16 protein-coding genes and 1 pseudogene are annotated in these 21,800 nt (G+C 70.3%); 10 read left to right on the top strand and 7 right to left on the bottom strand.

Going from position 1 to position 21,800, the window contains the following annotated elements:
* Nucleotides 1-152 precede the first annotated feature (152 nt).
* The gene (locus AB3X08_RS08705; RefSeq protein ID WP_369937647.1) at nt 153-623 is read left to right on the top strand and encodes a DUF1203 domain-containing protein; all 471 of its coding nucleotides are present in this window, start codon (nt 153-155) and stop codon (nt 621-623) included.
* Between the two features lie 254 nt (nt 624-877).
* On the opposite strand, the gene AB3X08_RS08700 is transcribed toward AB3X08_RS08705, so the two are convergent.
* Complete coding sequence (locus AB3X08_RS08700; protein ID WP_369937646.1) at nt 878-2,380, bottom strand: aldehyde dehydrogenase; 1,503 nt, start codon at nt 2,378-2,380, stop codon at nt 878-880.
* An 88-nt stretch (nt 2,381-2,468) separates the two neighbouring features.
* Entirely contained in the window at nt 2,469-3,017 is a 549-nt protein-coding gene (locus AB3X08_RS08695) for a cupin domain-containing protein (RefSeq protein ID WP_369937645.1), read from the bottom strand.
* Between the two features lie 246 nt (nt 3,018-3,263).
* Here AB3X08_RS08695 and AB3X08_RS08690 point away from each other — a divergent pair, with 246 nt between their 5' ends.
* The 5 genes and pseudogenes from AB3X08_RS08690 (at nt 3,264) to AB3X08_RS08670 (ending at nt 8,168) form a co-directional block, all read left to right on the top strand.
* On the top strand, nt 3,264-4,652 hold the full coding sequence (locus AB3X08_RS08690; RefSeq protein ID WP_369937643.1) for an aspartate aminotransferase family protein: 1,389 nt from the start codon (nt 3,264-3,266) through the stop codon (nt 4,650-4,652).
* 65 nt (nt 4,653-4,717) lie between these two features.
* Nucleotides 4,718-5,829, top strand: a pseudogene (gene ald / locus AB3X08_RS08685) (alanine dehydrogenase).
* 25 nt (nt 5,830-5,854) lie between these two features.
* Nucleotides 5,855-7,348, top strand: a complete 1,494-nt coding sequence (locus tag AB3X08_RS08680; protein ID WP_369937642.1) for a CoA-acylating methylmalonate-semialdehyde dehydrogenase — start codon at nt 5,855-5,857, stop codon at nt 7,346-7,348.
* Between the two features lie 10 nt (nt 7,349-7,358).
* On the top strand, nt 7,359-7,721 hold the full coding sequence (locus AB3X08_RS08675; RefSeq protein ID WP_369937640.1) for a hypothetical protein: 363 nt from the start codon (nt 7,359-7,361) through the stop codon (nt 7,719-7,721).
* 132 nt (nt 7,722-7,853) lie between these two features.
* Nucleotides 7,854-8,168, top strand: coding sequence for an EthD family reductase (locus tag AB3X08_RS08670; RefSeq protein ID WP_369937638.1), 315 nt, complete (start codon nt 7,854-7,856; stop codon nt 8,166-8,168).
* Nucleotides 8,169-8,267: 99 nt separating this feature from the next.
* Here AB3X08_RS08670 and AB3X08_RS08665 read toward each other — a convergent pair whose 3' ends face one another.
* A complete protein-coding gene (locus AB3X08_RS08665; RefSeq protein WP_369937636.1) occupies nt 8,268-8,660 on the bottom strand; it encodes a DUF2809 domain-containing protein in 393 nt (130 codons plus the stop codon).
* Nucleotides 8,661-8,721: 61 nt separating this feature from the next.
* The gene (locus AB3X08_RS08660) at nt 8,722-9,051 is read right to left on the bottom strand and encodes a hypothetical protein (protein ID WP_369937635.1); all 330 of its coding nucleotides are present in this window, start codon (nt 9,049-9,051) and stop codon (nt 8,722-8,724) included.
* Between the two features lie 154 nt (nt 9,052-9,205).
* On the opposite strand from AB3X08_RS08660, the gene AB3X08_RS08655 reads away from it, so the two are divergent.
* From AB3X08_RS08655 to AB3X08_RS08640, 4 genes are all read left to right on the top strand, one after another.
* Nucleotides 9,206-10,066 carry a plasmid replication/partition related protein gene (locus AB3X08_RS08655; protein ID WP_369937632.1) on the top strand — a complete coding sequence of 287 codons (861 nt, stop codon included), beginning with the start codon at nt 9,206-9,208 and terminating at the stop codon, nt 10,064-10,066.
* A 254-nt stretch (nt 10,067-10,320) separates the two neighbouring features.
* On the top strand, nt 10,321-11,622 hold the full coding sequence (locus AB3X08_RS08650; protein WP_369937631.1) for a DUF445 domain-containing protein: 1,302 nt from the start codon (nt 10,321-10,323) through the stop codon (nt 11,620-11,622).
* A 178-nt stretch (nt 11,623-11,800) separates the two neighbouring features.
* A complete protein-coding gene (locus AB3X08_RS08645; protein WP_369937630.1) occupies nt 11,801-15,886 on the top strand; it encodes a CHASE domain-containing protein in 4,086 nt (1,361 codons plus the stop codon).
* A gap of 58 nt (nt 15,887-15,944) precedes the next feature.
* Nucleotides 15,945-16,988 carry an HD domain-containing phosphohydrolase gene (locus tag AB3X08_RS08640; RefSeq protein ID WP_369937628.1) on the top strand — a complete coding sequence of 348 codons (1,044 nt, stop codon included), beginning with the start codon at nt 15,945-15,947 and terminating at the stop codon, nt 16,986-16,988.
* A gap of 132 nt (nt 16,989-17,120) precedes the next feature.
* On the opposite strand, the gene rlmKL is transcribed toward AB3X08_RS08640, so the two are convergent.
* From rlmKL to AB3X08_RS08625, 3 genes are all read right to left on the bottom strand, one after another.
* Nucleotides 17,121-19,301 carry a bifunctional 23S rRNA (guanine(2069)-N(7))-methyltransferase RlmK/23S rRNA (guanine(2445)-N(2))-methyltransferase RlmL gene (gene rlmKL / locus AB3X08_RS08635; protein ID WP_369937627.1) on the bottom strand — a complete coding sequence of 727 codons (2,181 nt, stop codon included), beginning with the start codon at nt 19,299-19,301 and terminating at the stop codon, nt 17,121-17,123.
* Between the two features lie 201 nt (nt 19,302-19,502).
* The gene (locus AB3X08_RS08630; protein ID WP_369937625.1) at nt 19,503-21,116 is read right to left on the bottom strand and encodes an ATP-binding cassette domain-containing protein; all 1,614 of its coding nucleotides are present in this window, start codon (nt 21,114-21,116) and stop codon (nt 19,503-19,505) included.
* Nucleotides 21,117-21,281: 165 nt separating this feature from the next.
* The gene (locus tag AB3X08_RS08625) at nt 21,282-21,791 is read right to left on the bottom strand and encodes a GNAT family N-acetyltransferase (protein ID WP_369937623.1); all 510 of its coding nucleotides are present in this window, start codon (nt 21,789-21,791) and stop codon (nt 21,282-21,284) included.
* Between the last annotated feature and the right edge of the window lie 9 nt (nt 21,792-21,800).

The following is a 21,800-nucleotide window of genomic DNA, read 5'->3' as shown; positions in this document are numbered from 1 at the left end:
GCGTCGCCCCCTCGCGCCAGGCATGCCCGTCCAGTTTGCAAAAAGCCTGCGCCGTCCGCCACTGGTCGTATGCGGCTGCCGCGTCCGAAACCGGCCAGCGCGGCGCCGCAACGGCGCGCACGCTGTGCGCTCCATCGCCTTCTGGAGCGCACATGTCCAGCTTCGTCTGCATCGGCCTGCCGGCCGCACCGTTCGCACCGCTGTTCGAACTCGACGACATGCAGCTGCACGCGCGCGGCGCGCGCCGCATCCACGCCGACCAGACCCCGGGCTTTCCGTGCAGGGTCAGCCTGGAAGACGCGCAGCCGGGCGAGGAACTGTTGCTGCTGCACTACCTGCACCAGCCGGCCGACACGCCATACCGCGCCGCCGGGCCGATCTACGTGCGCCGCCACGTACCGACTGCGATGCCGGTGCCGGACCAGGTGCCCGACGCGATCCGCAGGCGCTTGATCTCGCTGCGCGGCTACGACGCCGACGGCATGCTGCTTGCCGCCGACGTGCACCCCGGCGCAACGGTCGCGGCCGCGATCGTGCAGGCCTTCGCCGATCCGCGCGTGCGTTACCTGCATCTGCACAATGCGCGCCAAGGCTGCTTCGCCTGCCGCGTGGAGCGGGTTTGAGTTCGGGAATCGGGAATCGGGAATCGGGAATCGGGAATCGGGAATCGGGATGATGCCCTGTCGCAGATCGCCGTCAAGCGATTGAAAAATCACCGCTTGAGAACGCTTTTGCGCTCCAAGCCGAGCCGCTTTTCTGTAGGAGGGGCTTCAGCCCCGACGCGTTACCGGTAACGCGTCGGGGCTGAAGCCCTCCTACAAAACCACACATGTGCGGCGCACTTGCGAATCCCCAATCCCCAATCCCCAATCCCGGCTCAAACGCCCAGATTGATCCAGGTCGCCTTCATCTCGGTGTACTTGTCGAACGCATGCAGCGACTTGTCGCGGCCGTTGCCCGATTGCTTGTAGCCGCCGAACGGCGCGGTCATGTCGCCGCCGTCCCAGTAGTTCACCCACACGCTGCCGGCACGCAGCTGGCGCGCCACGCGGTGCGCGCGGCCGATGTCGCGGGTCCACACGCCCGCGGCCAGGCCGTAGTCGCTGTCGTTTGCCATGCGCAACGCGTGCGCTTCGTCGTCGAAGGCGATCACCGACAGCACCGGGCCGAAGATCTCCTCGCGGGCGATGGTGTGCTCGTGGCCGACCTCGTCGAAGATGGTCGGCTCCACGTAGCAGCCGCCGGCGACCACCTCCGCGCGCTTGCCGCCGAGCAGCAGGCGCGCGCCCTCCTCGTTGCCGCGCGCGATGTAATCGAGCACGCGGTGGGTCTGCGCCTCGTCCACCAGCGCGCCCATCGCCGCATCCTCGTCGAACGGGTGCCGCGGCTGCAGCGCGCGTCCGGCGGCGACCACGCGGGCGACGAAGGCGTCCTTGATCGAACGCTCCACCAGCAGCCGCGATGCCGCGGTGCAGACTTCGCCCTGGTTGTAGAAGATCGCGCCGGCCGCGGCCTGCGCCGCCTGTTCCAGATCCGGCGCGTCGGCGAACACCAGGTTCGGGCTCTTGCCGCCGCATTCCATGTAGGCGCGTTTCATGTTCGACAGCCCGGCGCATTGCAGCAGGCGCTTGCCGACCGCGGTGGAGCCGGTGAACACCAGGCCATCCACGTCCATGTGCAGCGCCAGCGGTTCGCCGGCGCTCTTGCCGAACCCGGGCACCACGTTGAACACGCCGTCGGGGATGCCGGCTTCGGCCACCAACTCGGCCAGGCGCAGCACGCTCAGCGGCGATTTCTCCGAGGGCTTGAGCACCACCGAATTGCCCGCCGCCAGCGCCGGGGCGATCTTCCATGCGGCCATCAGCAACGGAAAATTCCACGGCACGATCGCGCCGACCACGCCCAGCGGTTCGCGGGTGATCAGGCCCAGCTCGTCCTGCCCGGTCGGCGCCACCTCGCCGTAGAGCTTGTCCAGCGCCTCGCCGGTCCAGGCCAGGCAGCGCACCGTGGCCGCCACGTCCACGCTGCGCGCGTCGCGCACCGGCTTGCCCATGTCCAGCGACTCCAGCAGCGCCAGTTCGTCGGCATGCTGTTCGACCAGCTGCGCCAGCCTGATCAGGGTCTTCTTGCGCTGCGCGGGCTTGGCCTGCGACCAGTGCCCGGCATCGAAGCTGCGCCGCGCCGCGGCGACCGCGCGGTCGATGTCCTCGGCACCGCCCTCGGCGACCTGGCCGAGCACGCGGCCGTCGATCGGGCTGACGCAGTCGAAGGTCTTGCCGCTGGCCGCGGCGACGTAGCGTCCGTCGATGAAGGCCTGGGTGCGCAGCTGCAGCGCGTCGGCCATCGCCTGCCAGGCGTCGCGGGTGCGGGGTGCGGTCATCGGAAGCTCCGGGTCGGGAGGAAGGAACGGATCTGCGGGTCGTACGGCTGCAGCAAGGCGAGCGCACGCGCCGCGACGCAGGCGGCGCTCAGAACGTGGCCGGGGTGTTGGCGCTGACGATCACCGCCGCCTCGCTGCCGACGTTGCGGAACCGGTGCGGCACCCGGCTCTCGAAATAGTACCCCTCGCCGGCGCGCAGCACGCGCACCTGGGTGCCGACGGTGATCTCCACTTCGCCCGCCACCACCACGCCGCCTTCCTCGCCTTCGTGCACCAGCATCGCGGTGCCGGTATCGCTGCCCGGCGGCATCACCTCGCGCAGTATGCACATCTGCCGCTGCGGGCGGTGCTGCCCGACCAGGTAGTAATGGATGCCGTCGCTGCCGACGTCGGGCAGTTCGTCGGCGGCGTAGAACGGCGCATCGGCCGGCCCGATCTGCAGGTCCTGGGTGAAGAAATCGGCCAGCGAGATCGGAATGCCGTCCAGCACCTTCTTCAGCGAACTCACCGACGGGCTGACCTTGTTCTGTTCGATCAGCGAGATGGTGCTGTTGGTCACGCCCACCCGCTTGGCCAGCTCGCGCTGGCTCAGTCCGTGGGCGGTGCGAACCCGATGCAGGCGGGCGCCGATATCCATCGCGTGATCAGGAGGGCCTTGGCGGTGTTGCCGGATACTTTACACAGCCGGCCCTGGCGGTCAATTTGCCGGATGCCGCGCGCTGCACCCGGCGTGCGTGCCTGCATGGGCCTGTCTTCGCGCAGCTTCGTGTTGCGGCGCGATGCGGTTGGTTGCGACACGGCCTGGGTGGTCCTGTGCCGCAGCGCAGGCCAGGCCGCCACCGCCAGCCCGGTTGGTGTAAAGTTTTTTCAACACTTCTCTCGCGTGGAGCCTGTGATGAGTCCCGAGTCGCCTCCTTCCTCCCAGGCACTGGCCGATCGCTACAGCGCCCAGGCCACGCAGGCGCCGGACGCCATGGACGCGTTCTGGATGCCGTTCACCGCCAACCGCCAGTTCAAGGCGCGGCCGCGGCTGCTGGCCTCGGCCGAGGGCATGTACTACCGCAGCGTGGACGGGCGCCAGATCCTCGACGGCACCGCCGGGCTGTGGTGCTGCAACGCCGGACACGCGCGGCCGCGCATCGTCGAGGCGGTGTCCAGGCAAATCGCCACGCTGGATTTCGCGCCGACGTTCCAGATGGGCTCGCCGCTGCCGTTCGTGCTGGCCGAGCGGCTGGCCGCCCTCGCCCCGCCCGGCCTGGACCACGTGTTCTACACCAACTCCGGCTCCGAGTCGGTCGATACCGCGATGAAGATCGCGCTGGCCTATCACCGCGCCCGCGGCGAAGGCCAGCGCACCCGCTTCATCGGCCGCGAGAAGGGCTATCACGGGGTCGGCTTCGGCGGCATCTCGGTCGGCGGGCTGCCCAACAACCGCAAATGGTTCGGCCCGCTGCTGCCCGGCGTGGACCACCTGCGGCATACCCTGGACATCGAGCGCAACGCGTTCTCGCAGGGGTTGCCGGCGCACGGCGCGGAGCTGGCCGACGATCTGGAACGGCTGGTCGCGCTGCACGACGCCTCCACCATCGCCGCGGTGATCATCGAACCGATCTCCGGCTCGGCCGGCGTGGTGCTGCCGCCGCACGGCTATCTGCAGCGCATCCGCCAGCTGTGCGACAAGTACGGCATCGTGCTGATCTTCGACGAGGTGATCACCGGCTTCGGCCGCGTCGGCAAGCCCTTCGCCGCGCAGCGCTTCGGCGTCACCCCGGATCTGATGACGACCGCCAAGGGGCTGACCAACGGCTGCGTGCCGATGGGCGCGGTGTTCGTCTCGCACGCCATCCACGATGCGTTCGCCCACGGCCCGGCCGGGGCCATCGACCTGTTCCACGGCTACACCTATTCCGGCCATCCGCTGGCCTGCGCCGCCGCGCTGGCGACGCTGGACACCTATGCGGAAGAACACCTGTTCGACAAGGCGATCGAACTGGGCGACTACTGGCAGCAGGCGATCCATGCGCTGAAGGAGTTGCCGCACGTCGTCGACATCCGCAACTTCGGCCTGATCGGCGCGATCGAACTGGCGCCGCGCAAGGACGCGCCCGGCGCGCGCGCCTACGAGATCTTCGAACGCTGCTTCCACGAGGGCGACCTGCTGATCCGCGTCACCGGCGACACCATCGCGCTGTCGCCGCCGCTGATCGTCGAGCGCGAGCACATCGACCGCATCTTCGCGGTGCTCGCCGACATGATCCGCACCACGCACTGATTCCCGCCCCCCATCCCAACCCGCACCGCGCTCCCCACGCGCGCCGCATGCCTGGAGAACCGCTCATGCTGGTCGGCGTCCCGAAAGAGATCAAGAACCACGAATACCGGATCGGGCTGACCCCGGCCGGGGTCCGCGAACTGGTGCTGCACGGGCACCAGGTGCTGGTGCAGCGCGACGGCGGCCAGGCCATCGGCCTCACCGACGCCGACTACGAACGCGCCGGCGCGCGCCTGGCCGACGACGCGGCCAGCGTGTTCGCGCAGGCCGACATGATCGTCAAGGTCAAGGAACCGCAGCCGGACGAATGCGCGATGCTGCGCCCGGGGCAAGTGTTGTTCACCTATCTGCACCTGGCGCCGGATCCGGCCCAGGCCAGCGCGCTGCTGCGCTCCGGCTGCACCGCGATCGCCTACGAGACCGTCACCGACGGCCACGGCGGCTTGCCGCTGCTGGCGCCGATGAGCGAAGTCGCCGGACGCATGGCGATCCAGGCCGGCGCGCATGCGCTGGAGAAGGCGCAAGGCGGCTCCGGCGTGCTGCTCGGCGGCGTGCCCGGGGTCAAGCCGGCCGAAGTGCTGGTGATCGGCGGCGGCGTGGTCGGCATCAACGCCGCGCGCATGGCGATGGGCCTGCATGCGCGGGTGACGGTGCTGGACCGCTCGCTGGAACGGCTCAAGTACCTGGACGAACTGTACGGCCACCAGCTGACCACGCTGTACTCCACCCGCGATGCGATCGAGCAATGCCTGCCGCATACCGACCTGGTGATCGGCGCGGTGCTGATCCCCGGCGCCGCCGCGCCCAAGCTGGTGTCGCGCGCGCAACTGGCGTTGCTGCGGCCGGCTCGGTGCTGGTGGACGTGGCGATCGACCAGGGCGGCTGCTTCGAGACAAGCCATGCCACCACCCACCAGCAACCGACCTACGAGGTCGACGGCATCGTCCACTACTGCGTGGCCAACATGCCCGGCGGCGTGGCGCGCACCTCCACCTTTGCCCTGACCAACGCCACCCTGCCGTTCGTGCTGCAACTGGCCGAACACGGCCTGCAGGCGCTGCGCGACGACCAGGACCTGCGCAACGGCCTCAACGTGCATGCCGGCAAGCTCACCCACCGTGCGGTGGCGCAGGCGCTGGGCGCGGACTTCGTGCGCCCGCTGGACGCGCTGGGCTGAGTCTTTCCTGCGAGGAACACCGACCATGATCGAAACCCTGTCCCATTACATCGACGGCCGCCGCATGGGTTTCCGCACTGGCGAGTACGCAGAGGTATTCGATCCGGCCAGCGGTGCGGTGGCGCGACGCGTGCCGCTGGACCACACGCATGCGGTGGAGACGGCGGTGGGCGCCGCCGCGCGCGCCTTCCCGGCCTGGGCGGCGACCCCGCCGCTGCAGCGCGCACGGGTGATGTTCCGCTTCCGCGAACTGCTAGAACGGCACGCCGACACCCTGGCCCGCTGCATCAGCGCCGAGCACGGCAAGGTGGTGTCCGATGCGCGCGGCGAGGTCACCCGCGGCATGGAGGTGGTGGAATTCGCCTGCGGCATCCCGCAGCTGCTCAAGGGCGAGCATTCGGTCGAGGTCGGCCGCGGCGTGGATGCGTGGAGCGAATACGCGCCGCTGGGCGTGGTCGCCGGGGTCACCCCGTTCAACTTCCCGGCGATGGTGCCGCTGTGGATGCTGCCGATCGCGCTGGCCTGCGGCAACAGCTTCGTACTCAAGCCGTCCGAACGCGATCCGTCCGCGGCGATGCTGCTGGCCGACTGGCTGCACGAGGCCGGCCTGCCGGACGGCGTGTTCAACGTGGTGCACGGCGCCAAGCCGGCAGTGGACGCGCTGCTCGCGCACCCGCAGGTGCAGGCGTTGAGCTTCGTCGGCTCCACCCCGGTCGCGGCGGACCTGTACGCGCGCGGCAGCGCGCTGGGCAAACGGGTGCAGGCGCTGGGCGGGGCCAAGAACCACCTGGTGGTGCTGCCTGACGCCGACCTGGACGATGTCGCCTCGGCCCTGCTCGGCGCCGGCTACGGCTCGGCCGGCGAACGCTGCATGGCGATCTCGGTGGCGGTGTGCGTGGGCGATGCGGTGGCCGATGCGCTGGTCGCCAGGCTGGCGCCGCGCGTGGCCGCGCTGACGCTCGGCGCCGGCGCCAACGAACCGGACATGGGCCCGCTGATCAGCGCCGCGCACCGCGAGCGCGTGCGCGGCTACATCGACAGCGGCGTGGCCGACGGCGCCACGCTGGTGGTGGACGGCCGCGCCGCGCATACGCCGGCGGCGGCCGATGGCTTCTTTCTCGGCGGCAGCCTGTTCGATCATGTACGCGCCGACATGCGCATCTACCGCGAAGAGATCTTCGGCCCGGTGCTGTGCGTGGTGCGCGTCGCCGATGCCGACGCCGCGCTGCAGCTGATCGACGCGCACGAGTACGGCAACGGGGCGGCGGTGTTCACCCGCGACGGCGGCGCCGCGCGCGCCTTCGCCCGGCGCGTGCAGGCCGGCATGGTCGGGATCAACGTGCCGATCCCGGTGCCGATGGCATTCCATAGCTTCGGCGGCTGGAAACGCTCGCTGTTCGGCCCGCTGCATGTGCATGGCCCCGACGGCGTGCGCTTCTACACCCGGCTCAAGACCGTCACCGCGCGCTGGCCGGCGGCCGCGCGCGAGGCCGAGTTCGCGATGCCGACGATGCGTTAGGCCGCCGACGATGCCGAACGACAGCTTCGGCGTGCGCCTCGAGGACGGCGTGATCGTCAGCGAACGTCCCGACGGGACCATCGAACGGGTTGCGCTGTCCGTGCTCGCCGGGGTGCTGATCGAGACCGACGACAGCGGCCCATGGGGCACAGACCTGTGGTGGATTCTTGCCGGCGCCGATGGCACGGGCTGCGTCTACCCCGGCGGCGCCGACGGCGAGCAGCAGATCCTGGCCGTGCTGCAGACGCTGCCCGGCTTCGACAACGCCAGCCTGTTCGCCGCCATGACCTCGACCGCGAACCAGCGCTTCCTGTGCTGGAAGCGTGCGTCCTCGCCCGAGAGCGGTCGTTCCGGCGGCGACGCGCGGACCTAGCGCGCCGGCGGCGCGCCAGGGCCGCGCGCGGACGCCGCAGCGCAACACGGCGACAGTGCGGCGACGGTGTAGCCTTGCGCGACCCCACGCCGCCGCGTTCCCATCCTTCGCCGCATTCCCAGGAGCCGCCCCATGATCAAGGTCAGCGTGATGTATCCGTACACAGCAGGCGCCCGTTTCGACCACGACTACTACCGCGACACGCACATGCCGCTGCTCAAGGCGCGCATGGGCGACGCCTGCAGGTACTACACCGTGGACAAGGGCCTGTCCGGCGGCGCCCCCGGCAGCGATCCGACCTACGTCGGCATGTGCCACATCTTCAGCGACTCGGTGGAAGCGTTCCAGGCCGGCTTCGGCCCGCACGCCGACGAAATCCTCGGCGACATCAAGCACTACACCGACCTGACCCCGGTGATGCAGATCAGCGAGGTGGTGGTCGGTTGAACCCGATGGCCGTTGCGCGCTGGCGCAGCGGCCCTGCTCTTGCAGCCGCCTTCGCAAAGGCGAACTGCGTGTAGCACAGCACCGGATCCTGCTGCGCGCTCATCGGCGCGCGCAGCGGTCGAGCCACGCCGCGGCGGCCACCCCCACCGCATAGGCGAGCAGATCCAACCACACGAACGTAGAGCCCAGGGCCAGATGTCCGAGCGTGGTCGCGCGCAGCGCGTCGAGCCACGGCGCATGGTACAGCTGCGACGCTTCCACCAGCCAGCACACGGCCAATGCCACGGCCGCCAATCGCAGCGGCCGCGCGCGGGGCGCGAGCAACGCCAGGCCCCAATAGACCATCGCCGCCCACAGCGCATCGCCGGGCAACTTGCCCAGCCACGACGGCAACAGCCAGGGGAACTGCCGCGACGCCAGCCCGGCGGCGATGGTTGCCGCGATGGCGGCGATCAAGCACAGGCGGCGGCGCGCGGTGGCGGAAACGGGCATGGCGGAGCGTCGGCGGCCGGAGGGCGCGCATTACAGCAGAACTTGCGCGGCATTGGCGCGGCTACGCGCTGCTCCTGCGCCACAGCGCCGCCAGCGCGATCAGCACCGCCAGCACCAGCATCACCAGCCAGCCCCAGCGTTGGTGGAACGGGATCGGCACCGCCTGCAACTTGCTTTCGGCGCTGGCCTGGTTGAGCAGCCAGCCGTGGCAGCACACCGGGCACACCAGCTGGTACTGCTTTTCGCGTACCCAGCCGAACAGATGGTAGAAGTGCCCGTACGAATAGTGCAGGCGCATCGCGAATGCCCGCTCCTGCTCGCAGTTCTTGCAGAACTCGCGCTCTTCCACGCCACAGGCGACATTGCGCTCGCCCCAGCCCCACAAGATCATCGTTGCGTTTCCTTCGGCAGGGCCGCGATCCTCCGATCGCCGGATCGTGCGGATTCTGTGCCGCGTGCGATACAGCGTCAACGGCGGCCGCCGGCGCGACCGCGCGCAACTCTCTACAATGCCGCCCCCGTCGCAACGCCGTGCCCTCCCCCAGATGAACATCGTCGTCAAAGAAGACCTCAAGGCCTACATCGATCCGCTCACCGCCGACGAATACGCAGCGCTGGAGCGCAGCCTGCTCGCCGAAGGCTGCCGCGACGCGCTGGTGCTGTGGGGCGAGATCCTGGTCGACGGGCACAACCGCTACGGCATCTGCCAGAAGCACGGCCTGCCGTTCCAGACCGTGCAGAACACCCGTTTCCAGTCGTTGCAGGACGTGCACCTGTGGATGATCGACCAGCACCTGGGCCGGCGCAGCGTGTCCGATTTCCAGCGCGGCGTGCTGGCGCTGCGCAAGCGCGAGATCCTGGCCGAACGCCGCAGCCGCGCCGCCGCGGCGCCCGCGATCGCCGCCGACGGCGACACTGCCGACGCGGCCGACGAGCGCGACGACGCTGCGCCCTGGGCCGATGCGCCTGCCGGTGACGACGCGCGCAGCGAGGCGATGCCGGCGCCGCTGAGCCGCGCCGACCTGGCGCGTGCCGCGCGGCTGAGCAACAGCCAGGTGGTGCAGATCGAAAAGATCCAGAAGCAGGCCACCGCCGAAGTGGTGGAAGCGGTGAAATCCGGCGCGATCTCGATCAACGCCGCGGCAGCGGTGGCCAGCCTGCCCGAGGACGAACAGCGCGCCGCGGCCATGGCCGGCAAGGACGAACTCAAGCAGGCGGCCAAGCGCGCCCGCGAATCCAAGCGCAAACCGCGCGAGACACCGGCCACCGGGCAGGATGGCGATGCCGACGCCGGGCAAGGCGACACCGAACTGGCCACGCTGCGCGTGCGCGTGGCCGAACTGGACGCCGAGAATCGCGCGCTGCGCGAGGAAGTGGCGGCGTTGCGCGCGCAATTGCAGGAGTGATTCGGCATCGGCCCGCCGCGCATCGGTTCATGCGCAACCTGCGCGGCAGGGATTTCCGTCAGGAAGCTTTTTCTGGGGGTCCGCGTCGGACTGAAGTCCCTCCCACAGGTACGCCGCACACGTGCCGCTGAGACCCGCGCGCATCGATGACAATGACAAAGGCCTTCGTTCGTCCCCGCTTGCCAGGCGACGCGCGGCCCTCCTCGTCCGCACGATGAAATCCCGCTAACCCAGCGCTGCGTACACTGAGCGACATGAGCGTTTCTTCCGACCCGTCGATGCCGCCCGATCCGCGCCGCGCGCAGCTGCGGCGCATGAAACTGCTGGCCGCGCTGTTGTTGCTGGCGATGCTGGCCGGCTTCCTGCTCAGCCACGTCATGGGCATGCACGGCGCCTGGGCCTGGATCGGCGCGTTCTGCGAGGCGGCCACGGTCGGCGCGCTGGCCGACTGGTTCGCGGTGGTGGCGCTGTTCCGCCATCCGCTGGGGCTGCCGATTCCGCACACCGCGATCATCCCCCATGGCAAGGCGCGCATCGCCGACAGCCTGGCGGTCTTCGTGCGCGACCATTTCCTGGAACCGGCGGCATTGCTGGCCAAGCTCAGCGCGTTCGATCCGGCCAAGCGGCTGGGCCAGTGGCTGGCCGAGCCGGCGCAGGCCGGCCAGCTGGCGGACCTGGCGCGCGGTTGGGCGCTGCAGGCGCTGGACCTGCTCGACGAGGCCGCGGTGCGGCGCCGCATCCATGGCTTCGTGGTGGCGCGCCTGCGCGAATGGAACGCCGCGGCGACCGCCGGCGAGATCCTCGGCCTGCTCACCGCCGATGGCCGCCACCAGGCCCTGCTCGACGAAGCATTGACCCGGCTCGGCCGGCATCTGGACGATGCGGCGGTGAAGCAGCGCGTGTCGGCGATGATCGTCAAATACGCGCGCCGCGAATGGCCCAAGCTGGTCGGCACGGTGGAATGGGTCAAGCCGGTGGAAGGCATCGCCGACACCCTGGCCGAACGCCTGGCGCACGCGCTGCTGGACGAACTGCAGGACGTGCTGTCGCAACCGCAGCATCCGCTGCGCCAGGACTACGAGCGCTGGCTCGGCGGCTATGTGCAACGGCTGCGCAGCGACCCGGCCACCGCCGACAAGCTGCAGGCGATGAAGCAGCGCCTGATCGAGCACCCCGGCGTGCAGGACTACGTGCAAGGCCTGTGGGACCAGATCCACGCCAGCCTGCGCGAGGACCTGTCGCGCAACGACGGTGTGCTGGTGCAGCATTTGCAGCGCTCGCTGGCCGCGCTCGGGGAGTCGCTGGCCCAGGACAGCGCATTGCGCGATGCGCTCAACCAGCACCTGCTGGGCGGCGCGGAGAAGCTGACCCAACGCCTGCGCAGCGGCGTCACCGAGCACATCGCGCAGACCGTGAAAGGCTGGGACGAACGCCATCTGGTGGAACAACTGGAACTGAGCGTGGGCCGCGACCTGCAGTACATCCGTTTCAACGGCACCCTGGTCGGCGGCCTGATCGGGGTCGCGCTGCACGCAACCGTCACGCTGATTCCATGAAGGTCGTAGACGGTTGCTCCCGCAATACGCCGCGGGGGCTGGTGCAGCCGCAACGATCGCGCTAGCGTTGAATGCGCGGGTCGGGGCAGGACCGTCGCTTCAATCGTAAAAGCCATCCCGTACGGAGTGGAAGGACGCCGATGCCTGTGCATCAGCGTTCGCCAAAGGAAAGGGGCGCATGTCGAAGAACCGCTGGACACCCGCTGCCGGACCTGCGCGGTCGGCGTTCGGCGCCGCGCTGGCGGTGCTGCTGCTGGGGTTGCTGGCTGCGGCGCTGCTCGCGTACAACCTACACGAACGCAACCGCCAGCAGGCCAACGACCGCTTCCAGCAACTGACCACCCACGTCACCGGCGAACTGCAGCAACGCCTGAACATCTACGAACACGGGCTGCGCGGCGCGCGCGGCGCGGTCATCGCCTCCGGCGGCGACCATATCTCGCGCGAACGCTTCGAGCGCTACAGCGACTCGCGCGAATACCGGCGCGAATTTCCCGGGGTGCGCGGCTTCGGCTATATCCGCCGGGTCGCGCAAGCCGACGAAGCCGCCTTCCTGCAGCAGGCGCGCAACGACGGCATCCCGTCGCTGCAGATCCACCAGCTGGCGCCGCACGACGGCGACCGCTTCGTGATCCTGCATATCCAACCGCGGCGGTTCAACAACTCCGCGCTGGGGTTCGACATCGCTTCGGAACCGTCGCGGCGCGCGGCGGCGATCGCCGCGGCGCGCTCCGGCAAACCGACCATCACCGCACCGGTACGCCTGGTGCAGACGCCGGGCGTGGGCAACAGCGGTTTCCTGCTGCTGCTGCCGGTCTACCGCGAAGGCCTGCCGCTGCAGACCCCGGAGCAGCGCTGGCAGGCCACCACCGGCTGGGCCTATGCGCCGCTGAACATCGCCGAAGTGCTGGTGTCCTCACCCACTCATGCACACGAACTGCTGTTGACCCTGGCCGACAGCGAGAACCCCACGCAGCCGTTCTATCGCGACAGCGCCGCACAGGACCCGGCCGCGCAGCTGTATGCCGAGCGTAGCCTGCCGATCTATGGCCGCCGTTGGTTGCTCAACGCGCAGGCGACGCCGGGCTTCGTGCGCTCGCTCAACCAGACCTCGCCGCTGCTGGCCGGCGGCCTGATCGGCGGCATTTCGCTGCTGCTGGCCGCGCTGCTGTACCTGTACCTGACCAGCCGCCATCGCCGCGACATCATCCTGCGCGAACAGAGCGAGCTGGCTGCGCTGGTCTCCAGTACCAGCGAGGCGATCGTCGCCGAGGATCTGCACGGCCGCATCACCCACTGGAACCCTGCCGCCGAACGCATCTTCGGCTACACCCCGGCACAGGCGATCGGCCAGCCGCTGCAGGACCTGCTCGGCATGCAGGTGCGCGACCCCGTCAGCGAGGGCGGTGGCGCGCAGGTGCGCGAGCTGCGCCATCGCGACGGCCATGCGGTCAACGCGCTGGCCAGCGCCTCGCCGATCCTGGATACCGACGGCGACACGGTCGGCCACTCGCACTTGCTGCACGACGTTTCCGAACGAGTTCGCGCCCAGGCGCGGGTGATGGAACTCAACGCCACCCTGGAACAGCAGGTGGCACAGCGCACCAGCGAACTGGTCACGTATTCCGCATTGCAGCGCGCGATCCTGGCCAACGCCGGCTATGCGATCGTGGCCACCGACCCGGACGGCACCATCACCCTGTTCAACCCGGCCGCCGAAACCATGCTTGGCTATTCTGCGCACGAGATGATCGGGCGTAAGGCCACCGGCCTGTTCCTGGATCCCGAACAACTGGCCAGCCGCGCCGAGCGGATGGCCGCGCAATCGGGCATGGCGGTGGAACCGGCGTTCGAATCGGTGGCCGCGCTGTCCACGCTGGGCCGCAGCGACACCCGCGAATGGACCTATGTGAGCAAGGACGGCCGGCCGTTTCCGGTGCTGCTGACGCTGAGCACGCTGCGCGACGACAACGACCAGGTGATCGGCTACCTCGGCATCGCGGTGGATCTGACCGAGCAGAAGCGCCACGAGCGCGAGCTGCGCCTGGCGATCGACGCGGCGGAAACCGCCAACCAGTCCAAGAGCGACTTCCTGGCCAACATGAGCCACGAGATCCGCACGCCGATGAACGCGATCCTGGGCATGCTGTACCTGCTGCAGCACAGCGAACTGCCACAGGCGGCCAAGGACATGATCCAGAAGAGCGACGCGTCGGCGCGCGCGCTGCTGGAGATCATCAACGACATCCTCGACTTCTCCAAGATCGAGTCCGGGCGCATCGACCTGGAATCGGAACCGTTTGACCTGAACCAGCTGCTGGAGAACATCGCCGCGCTGATGACCTCGGCGATCAGCGCCAAGCCCGTGGAGATGATCGTCGAGCCGCTGCCGGCCGGCTGCCGCTGGCTGCGCGGCGATGCGCTGCGCCTGAACCAGGTGCTGATCAACCTGGTCGGCAATGCCATCAAGTTCACCGAACAGGGCGAAGTGGCGCTGTCGGTGCGCAGCTTCCCCAGCGGCGAACCGGGCAAGATCAAGCTGTTCTTCTCGGTACGCGATACTGGCATCGGCATCGCGCGCGACAAGCAGAGCCTGATCTTCTCGCCGTTCCTGCAGGCCGATACCTCCACCAGCCGCCGCTACGGCGGCAGCGGCCTGGGCCTGACCATCAGCCGGCGCCTGGTGGAATTGATGGGCGGTCAGCTGGAGGTGCAAAGCACCCCGGGCCGCGGCAGCGATTTCTATTTCGCGATCAGCTTCCCGGTGCTGCCGGCGCCGGCCGCCGAGGTCGAACCGCCGGAAGCGCGGCGGGTGCTGATCGCCGACGACCACGATCTGGTGCGCAGCAACCTGAGCAGCATCGCCAGCGGCTTCGGCTGGCAAGTGGAAGCGGTCGCCAACGGCACCGATGCGATCGCCGCCGCAGGCCCGGAACACGATGGCTTCGACGTGATCCTGCTCGACTGGCGCATGCCCGACCTGGACGGGCTGCATGTGGCGCAGCGCATCCGCGCGCAATCGGCGCCGGACCGGCAACCGATCATCGTCATGGTCACCGCCTACGAGCGCCGTCTGCTGGAAGAGCAGCACTACGCGCCCAGCGACGTGGACGCGGTGATGACCAAACCAGTCACCGCCTCTGCGTTATACCGCACCATCGCCACGCTGCTGGCGCGGCGCCGCGGCGACGGCCCGGTCCCCTTGCTCAGCGGCGATGGCATGCCGCGCCTGGCCGGCGCCCGGCTGCTGGTAGTGGACGACAGCGAGATCAACTGCGAGGTCGCGCAGCGCATCCTCGAGGGCGAAGGCGCGCTGGTGGAGTTGGCCCACGACGGCGAGCAGGCGCTGCAGCGGCTGCGGCGCGATCCCAGCCGCTTCCAGCTGGTGCTGATGGACGTGCAGATGCCAAACCTGGACGGCTACGAGGCCACCCGCCTGCTGCGCGAGGACCCGCGCCTGACCGGGTTGCCGGTGATCGCGCTGACCGCCGGCGCCTACCGCCAGCAGCAGGAGCTGGCGCTGTCCAGCGGCATGAACGGCTTCATCGCCAAGCCGTTCCAGGTCGAAGAGCTAATCGCGGTCATCCGCCAGTTCTTGCCGCTGCGCCTGCCGCTGCCGCTGGAGTCGCTGCCGGCCGCCACCGAAGACGTCTGGCCGGACGCCGATCCGCAGTTGCTCGACGCCGCCCAGGCGCAGCGCCTGTGGAACGAGCGCGCACCCTACCAGCGCTACCTGCTGAAACTGCTGCAGGACAACCCCGATCCGGCGGCGACGCTGCAGACGCTGCTGGATGCGCAGACGCCGGCGGCGGCGATCTCCTACGTGCACAAGCTGCGCGGCTCGGCCGGCTCGCTCGCGCTGCCGGCGCTGGTCGCGGCCAGCGCCGCGCTGGAGGAGCGCCTCGGTGGCGCGCCGGACCAGGCCGACGCCGCGATCGCGGCCTTGGGCACGGCCATGAGCGCCACCGCCGCGGCGATCCGGCACTTCGTGGCCGCGGCCGAGGCAGCCGCGCCGGCGGCGCCAGCCGTCCCCGCCCTCGCCGACGCTGGCGCCGCGGCTACGGTCCCGCTGCAGCAGCGCCTGCAGCACCTGCTGCAGGCCCTGGACAGCGACGACCCGGACCGCGTCGAGCGGGTGCTGCACGACCTGACCCCCTCGCTGCCCGCGGCGATGGCGGCGGACCTGCGCCAGCTGGTGGAGAGCTTTTCGTTCCGCGAGGCCGAGGCTAAAGTCAGGCGTTGGCAGGCCGATGCATCCAAGTAGCACCAACGGCAGCCGGCCCGGGCCGGCTGCCGTTGGGCGCACATGACAAGGAACCACGATGGTCCAGCCTCCCATCCTGTGCGTAGACGACGAAGCCAGCAACCTCGCGCTGATCCGTCAGATCCTGCGCGAGGACTACGCGCTGACCTTCGCCAAGAACGGCACCGAGGCGCTGCGCGCGGTGGTCAAGCACCGCCCGGCGCTGATCCTGCTCGACGTCGACCTGCCCGACCTGGACGGCTACACCATCGCTCGCACCCTGAAACAGGACCAGCGCACCGCGGCGATCCCGATCATCTTCGTCACCGGCAAGGACAAGGACGCCGACGAGAGCATCGGCTTCGAGGCCGGCGGCGTGGACTACATCACCAAGCCGTATTCGCCGAGCATCCTGCGCGCGCGGGTGCGCACCCACCTGTCGCTGGTCAGCGCCGCCAGCCTGGCCAGCAGCCACCGCGACGCGATCCAGATGCTGGGCATGGCCGGCCACTACAGCGACTCGGACACCGGCACCCACATCTGGCGGATGGCGGCCTACGCCCGCGCGCTGGCGGTGGCCGCCGGCTGGTCGAGCGAGGACGCCAACCTGCTGGAACAGGCCGCGCCGATGCACGACACCGGCAAGATCGGTATCCCCGACGCGATCCTGAAGAAACCCGGGCCGCTGGATGCGGACGAATGGGCGGTGATGAAGCGGCATCCGCAGATCGGCTACGACATCCTCAGCCGCAGCAACGCGCCGCTGTTCCGGCTCGCCGCCGAGGTCGCGCTGTACCACCACGAGCACTGGGACGGCAGCGGCTACCCGGCCGGGCTGGCCGGCGAACGCATTCCGGAGTCGGCGCGGATCGTGGCCCTGGCCGACGTGTTCGATGCGCTGACCACGCAACGCCCGTACAAGGAGCCGTGGCCGCTGGCGAAGGTGATGGACCTGTTCCAGCAACAGGCCGGGATCCAGTTCGAACCGCGCCTGGTCGGCCTGTTCACCGAGATCCTGCCGCAGATCCTGCAGATCCAGGACTACTGGAGCGAACGCGAACCGGGCGACGACGTGCCGCACCGCGCCAGCGCGCATGCCTCGGCGCGGCACAGCGACGGCTGAGCCACACGCACGCTGTCCGCACCCAATGTAGGAGCGGCTTCAGCCGCGACAGACCCCCATCCGTAGAGCCTGTCGCGATCCGTAAACGTGGAGCCTGTCGCGGCTGAAGCCGCTCCTACAACAGCGCGCCTCTCAGCGCCGCTGCAACCGCCAGGCGCGATGGATGCGCGGATTGCGCTCGAAATCCGGCGCGATGGTCTGCGCGGTGATCTCCTCGCACGCCGCGAATTCGGCCACCGCGTTTTCGTCCAGCTTGAAACGGCGGAAATTGTTGGAGAAGTACAGCACGCCCTCCGGCATCAGCCGCGCCACCGCCGCGCGCAGCAGCCGCACGTGCTCGCGCTGGATGTCGAAATCCTCGGCCCGCGCGGAGTTGGAGAAGGTCGGCGGGTCGCAGAAGATCACGTCGTAGCGGTTCTTCTCCGCCTCCAGCCAGGTCAGCGCGTCGGCCTGCACCAGGCGGTGCTGGGCGCCGCCCTTGCCGTTGAAGCCCAGGTTGTCGGCGCACCACTGCAGGTAGGTGCCGGACAGGTCCACGCTGGTGGTGGAATCGGCGCCGGCCACCGCGGCCTGCACGCTGGTCACGCCGGTGTAGCAGAACAGGTTGAGGAAACGCTTGCCGCGCGCCTGCTGCGCCATCGCCCCGCGCAGCGGGCGGTGATCCAGGAACAGGCCGGTGTCGAGGTAATCGAACAGATTCACCCGCAGCAGCGCGCCATGCTCGCGCACCACCAGGAACTCGCCGCGCTGCTCGAAGCGCCCGTACTTGCTGCCGCCCTTGCCGCGCTCGCGCGACTTCAGCGCCACCCGCTCGGCCGGGACCTCGAACACCTCGCGCGCCGCAGCCAGCAACTCGTTGCGGCGGCGGCGCACGTCGGCATCGGGAATCTCCTCCGGCGCGGCGTATTCCTGCACGTGCAGGTAGGTGCGCGCCTGGCCGCCGTCTTCCTGGTACACGTCGATCGCCGCCGCGTATTCGGGCAGGTCGGCGTCGTAGGCACGGAAACAGCCGACCTGCTCGCGCGCGCGCCAGGTCTTGAGCTTGCGCAAGTTCTTGCGCAGCCGGTTGGCGACCATCTGTGCGCCGTCGCTGAGCGCGCGCGGCGCCTCGGCCGGCGCACGCTGCGCCACCGCGATCGGATCGCATACGATCAACGGGCATTCCAGCGCGCCATTGAACATCTGGTATTTCTTCGCCGCGCGCAGGCCGGTGGCATAGGCCAGGTCGGCATTGCCGCACAGCAGGCTGGCGCGCCACTGCGGCACCGCGCGCTTGAGCGCCTCGCCCAGCCGCCGGTACAGCGCGGTGTCGGCGGCCAGGCGTTCGTCGTACGGCGGGTTGCACACCACCGTGCCCAGCGCCTGCGCCGGCGCGCGCAGGTCGGCGACATCGCGCACCTCGAACACGATCGCCGCGGCGACCCCGGCCACCTGCGCGTTCTCGCGCGCGGCGCGGATCGCATGCGGATCGATGTCGCTGCCATGGATCACCGGCCGCAACGCGGCGCGGCCGGCCGCCTCGCGCTGCCTCGCCTCGGCCAGCAGGGCGCGCCAGGCCTCCTGGTCGAAGCCCAGCCAGCGGCTCGGCGCGGCGCTGAATTCCAGCGGGCCGGCATCGCCACGGCGTGCGGCGGCCAGATCGCCGCGCAGCAGGCCCGGGGCCACGTCGGCTGCCATCAGCGCGCCTTCGATCAGCAACGTGCCGCTGCCGCACATCGGATCCAGCAGGCCGCCGCCCTGCGCGTACAACTGCGGCCATTGCCCGCGCAGCAGCACCGCCGCGGCCAGGTTCTCCTTCAGCGGCGCGGCGTTCTGCACCTGGCGCCAGCCGCGCCGGTGCAGCGAGCCGCCGCCCAGGTCCACCGACAGCGTGGCGCGGCCCTTGCGCAGCGACAGGTTCAGACGCAGGTCCGGGTCTTCCACGTCCACCGACGGCCGCTCCAGGCCTTCGCCGCGCAGCGTGTCCACCACCGCGTCCTTGACCCGCTGCGCGGCGTAGCGCGCATGCGTGATCGCGGTACCGGACACGTGCGCGTCCACCGCCAGGGTGTGCTGCGAGGTCAGGTGCTCGCGCCATGGCAACGCCGCCACGCCGGCATACAGCGCGGTCTCGTCGGGGCACTCGAAGTCGTCCAGCGGCCACAGCACGCGGCTGGCCAGACGCGACCACAGCACCGCGCGCTGCGCGTCGCGCAGCTCGCCCTCGGCATTGACCCCGGACACGGTGGCGGTGGCCTTGGCGACGCCGAGCGCGAGCAACTCGTCGACAAGCAGGTATTCCAGGCCCTTGGCGCAGGAGACGAAGAATTTCACGGGAATGCGGACCACACGAAGAAGGAGGGATGCACGGGCAGGCGCCAGGCCCGCCCCGCGCGTATCGCGGCCACGCGGCCCACGGCGGGCGGGCGGCGGCAACGGACGGGAAGACGCGAATGGTCGACCATCGCGCCCGCCATTACCAGCCCGGGCGCGGTCCGCACGCGGCAGTGGACGCCCGCGGCGCACGGTGCGCGCTCACCACGGCGCCAGCCGCCAGCCGTCCGGGTCGGCCTGCAGGCGCGTGTCCAGGCGCAGGCCGTCGAGGAAGCCGGCATCGTGCGACACCACCAGCAGCGCGCCCGGATACTGCAACAGCACCAGCCGCAGCGCCTCGCGCGCGTCCAGGTCCAGGTGGTTGTCCGGCTCGTCGAGCAGCAGCAACTGCGCCGGCGGATCGCGGTAGAACGCGCAGGCCAGCGCCGCCTTCAAGCGCTCGCCGCCGCTGAGCCGGCCGCTGGGCACGCCGATGCGCTGCGCGTCCAGACCGAGCAGGGCCAGCCGCGTGCGCAGTGCCGCCGCATCGGCAACGGCATTGGCCTGCTGCAGCTGCGCCAACACCGGCGACGTCGGATCGAGCAGGTGCAAGGCCTGGTCCAGGTAGGCGCTGGGCACCTCCACCTCGCAGCGTCCGGCCAACGGCGCCAGTTGGCCGGCGAGTACCCGCAGCAGGGTCGATTTGCCGCTGCCGTTCGGCCCGACCACGCCGATCCGCTGGCAGCCGCCGATGCACAACTCCAGCGCGGCGCGCGCGGGCGGCGCGTATGGCAGCCGCAGGCCGCGCAATGCGGCGACCCGACGCCCGGCCGCCGCCGCCGGCATCGGCGCGAACAAGGCGACCGGCGCCGCGGCCTCGACCGCGCTCGCCGCCTCGCGCACCTGCGCGGACAGCCGCGCGTGCGCGGCAGCCGTTTGCTGCCGCTGCTTGCCGGCGCTGTGTTCGCTGCGCTGCCGCTGCCCGCCGAGCAGGATCGGCGCCTGGTTGGCGTCCTGCGCCTGGCGGCGGCCGTGCGCGCTGCGCCGCTGCTGGCGCGCCTGCTGTTCGCGCAGCACATCGCCCTGGCGCCGGCGCTCGTACTTGCAGCGTTCCAGCTCGGCCAGCGCCTGCTGTTGCTGCTGCGCCTTGCACTGCGCGTAGAACGCGTAATCGCCGCCGTAGTCGCGCAGGCCCAGCGACGACAGTTCGACGATGCGCTGCATGTCCTGCAGCAGCGCGCGATCGTGGCTGACCACCAGCATCCCGCGCGGCCAGCGTTGCAGTTGCCGTTGCAGCTGCATGCGCTGCGCACGGTCGAGATGGTTGCTCGGTTCGTCCAGGATCAGCACATCGGCGTCGGACAGCCAGGCGCCGAGCAGCGCCACGCGCATCGCCTCGCCGCCGCTGAGTTCGGCCGCCGGCCGCTCCGGCGCCAGCTGGCCGAGCCCGCACAGCTCCAGTTCGGCGCGCAGCCGCTGGGCGATGTCCCAGCGCTCGCCGAGCGCGTCGAAATCGGCCGGATCGGCGCTGCCGGCCTCGATTCGCGCCAGCGCCTGCAGCGCCGGGCCCACCCCGGCCAGCGACGCCACCGTCTCGCCGGCGGCGCGCACGATCTGCTGCGGCAGGTAATGCACGCGGCCAAGCCGGCGGCAGTGCCCGGCGCTGGGCGTCAGCTGGCCGGCGAGCAGGCGCGCGAGCACGCTCTTGCCCACGCCGTTGCGCCCGACCAGGCCGGTGTGGCGCGCATCGAGCGCGAAATCGAGATCGGAAAACAGGGTCCTGCCGTCGGGCAGGACATACGACGCGCTGTCCAGCGCGAGCCACGGATGCGTCATGGGAACTCCAGCGATGCCGGTCACGCCCGCCGAGTTCGGCAGGAACGGACAAGGCCGTCGAAGACGGCGGCATCAATGGCGCATCGGAGGCATCCTCGGCTAAGGCATCGGGGAGACGATGGTAACCCGCATGCGCGCGGCCATGCAGCGCCGCGGCGGCGGCGCTCAGCCGCCGGCCAGGAACGCCGCGTGGTACTCGACCTCGGCCACCGGCGGCAGGCGGTCGCCGAAACCGATCGCCTGGAAGTACCCGGCCGGCACGCCGGGCAACACCAGCCCCGGTTCCGGCGCGAAACCGAAACGCGCGTAGAACGCCGGTTCGCCGAGCACCACGCAGCCGGCTGCGCCCAGCGCCTGCAGCTGCGCCAGCGCCTCGCGCACCAGCCGCGTGCCCAAGCCCTGGCGCTGGTGGCCCGGCCCCACCGACAGCGGCCCCAGCGCGTACCAGCCGCGGCCGCCATCGGACAGCTGCACCGGCGACACCGCCACATGGCCGACGATGTAGCCGTCGTGCTCGGCCACCAGCGACAGGGTCAGCGCGCCGTCCGCGCGCAGCCGTTCGATGATCTGCTGCTCGTCGTGGCGGCTGTGCGCGACGCGGAAGAACGCGACCATGGTCAGCGCCTCGATCGCGGCGTGGTCGGCCTGGGTTTCGGCGCGGATGTTCAGTTCCATCGGTGACTC

The organism is Xanthomonas sp. DAR 34887 (assembly GCF_041245805.1).
GTDB lineage: Bacteria > Pseudomonadota > Gammaproteobacteria > Xanthomonadales > Xanthomonadaceae > Xanthomonas_A > Xanthomonas_A tesorieronis.
This window is presented reverse-complemented; position numbering and strand designations above follow the sequence as displayed.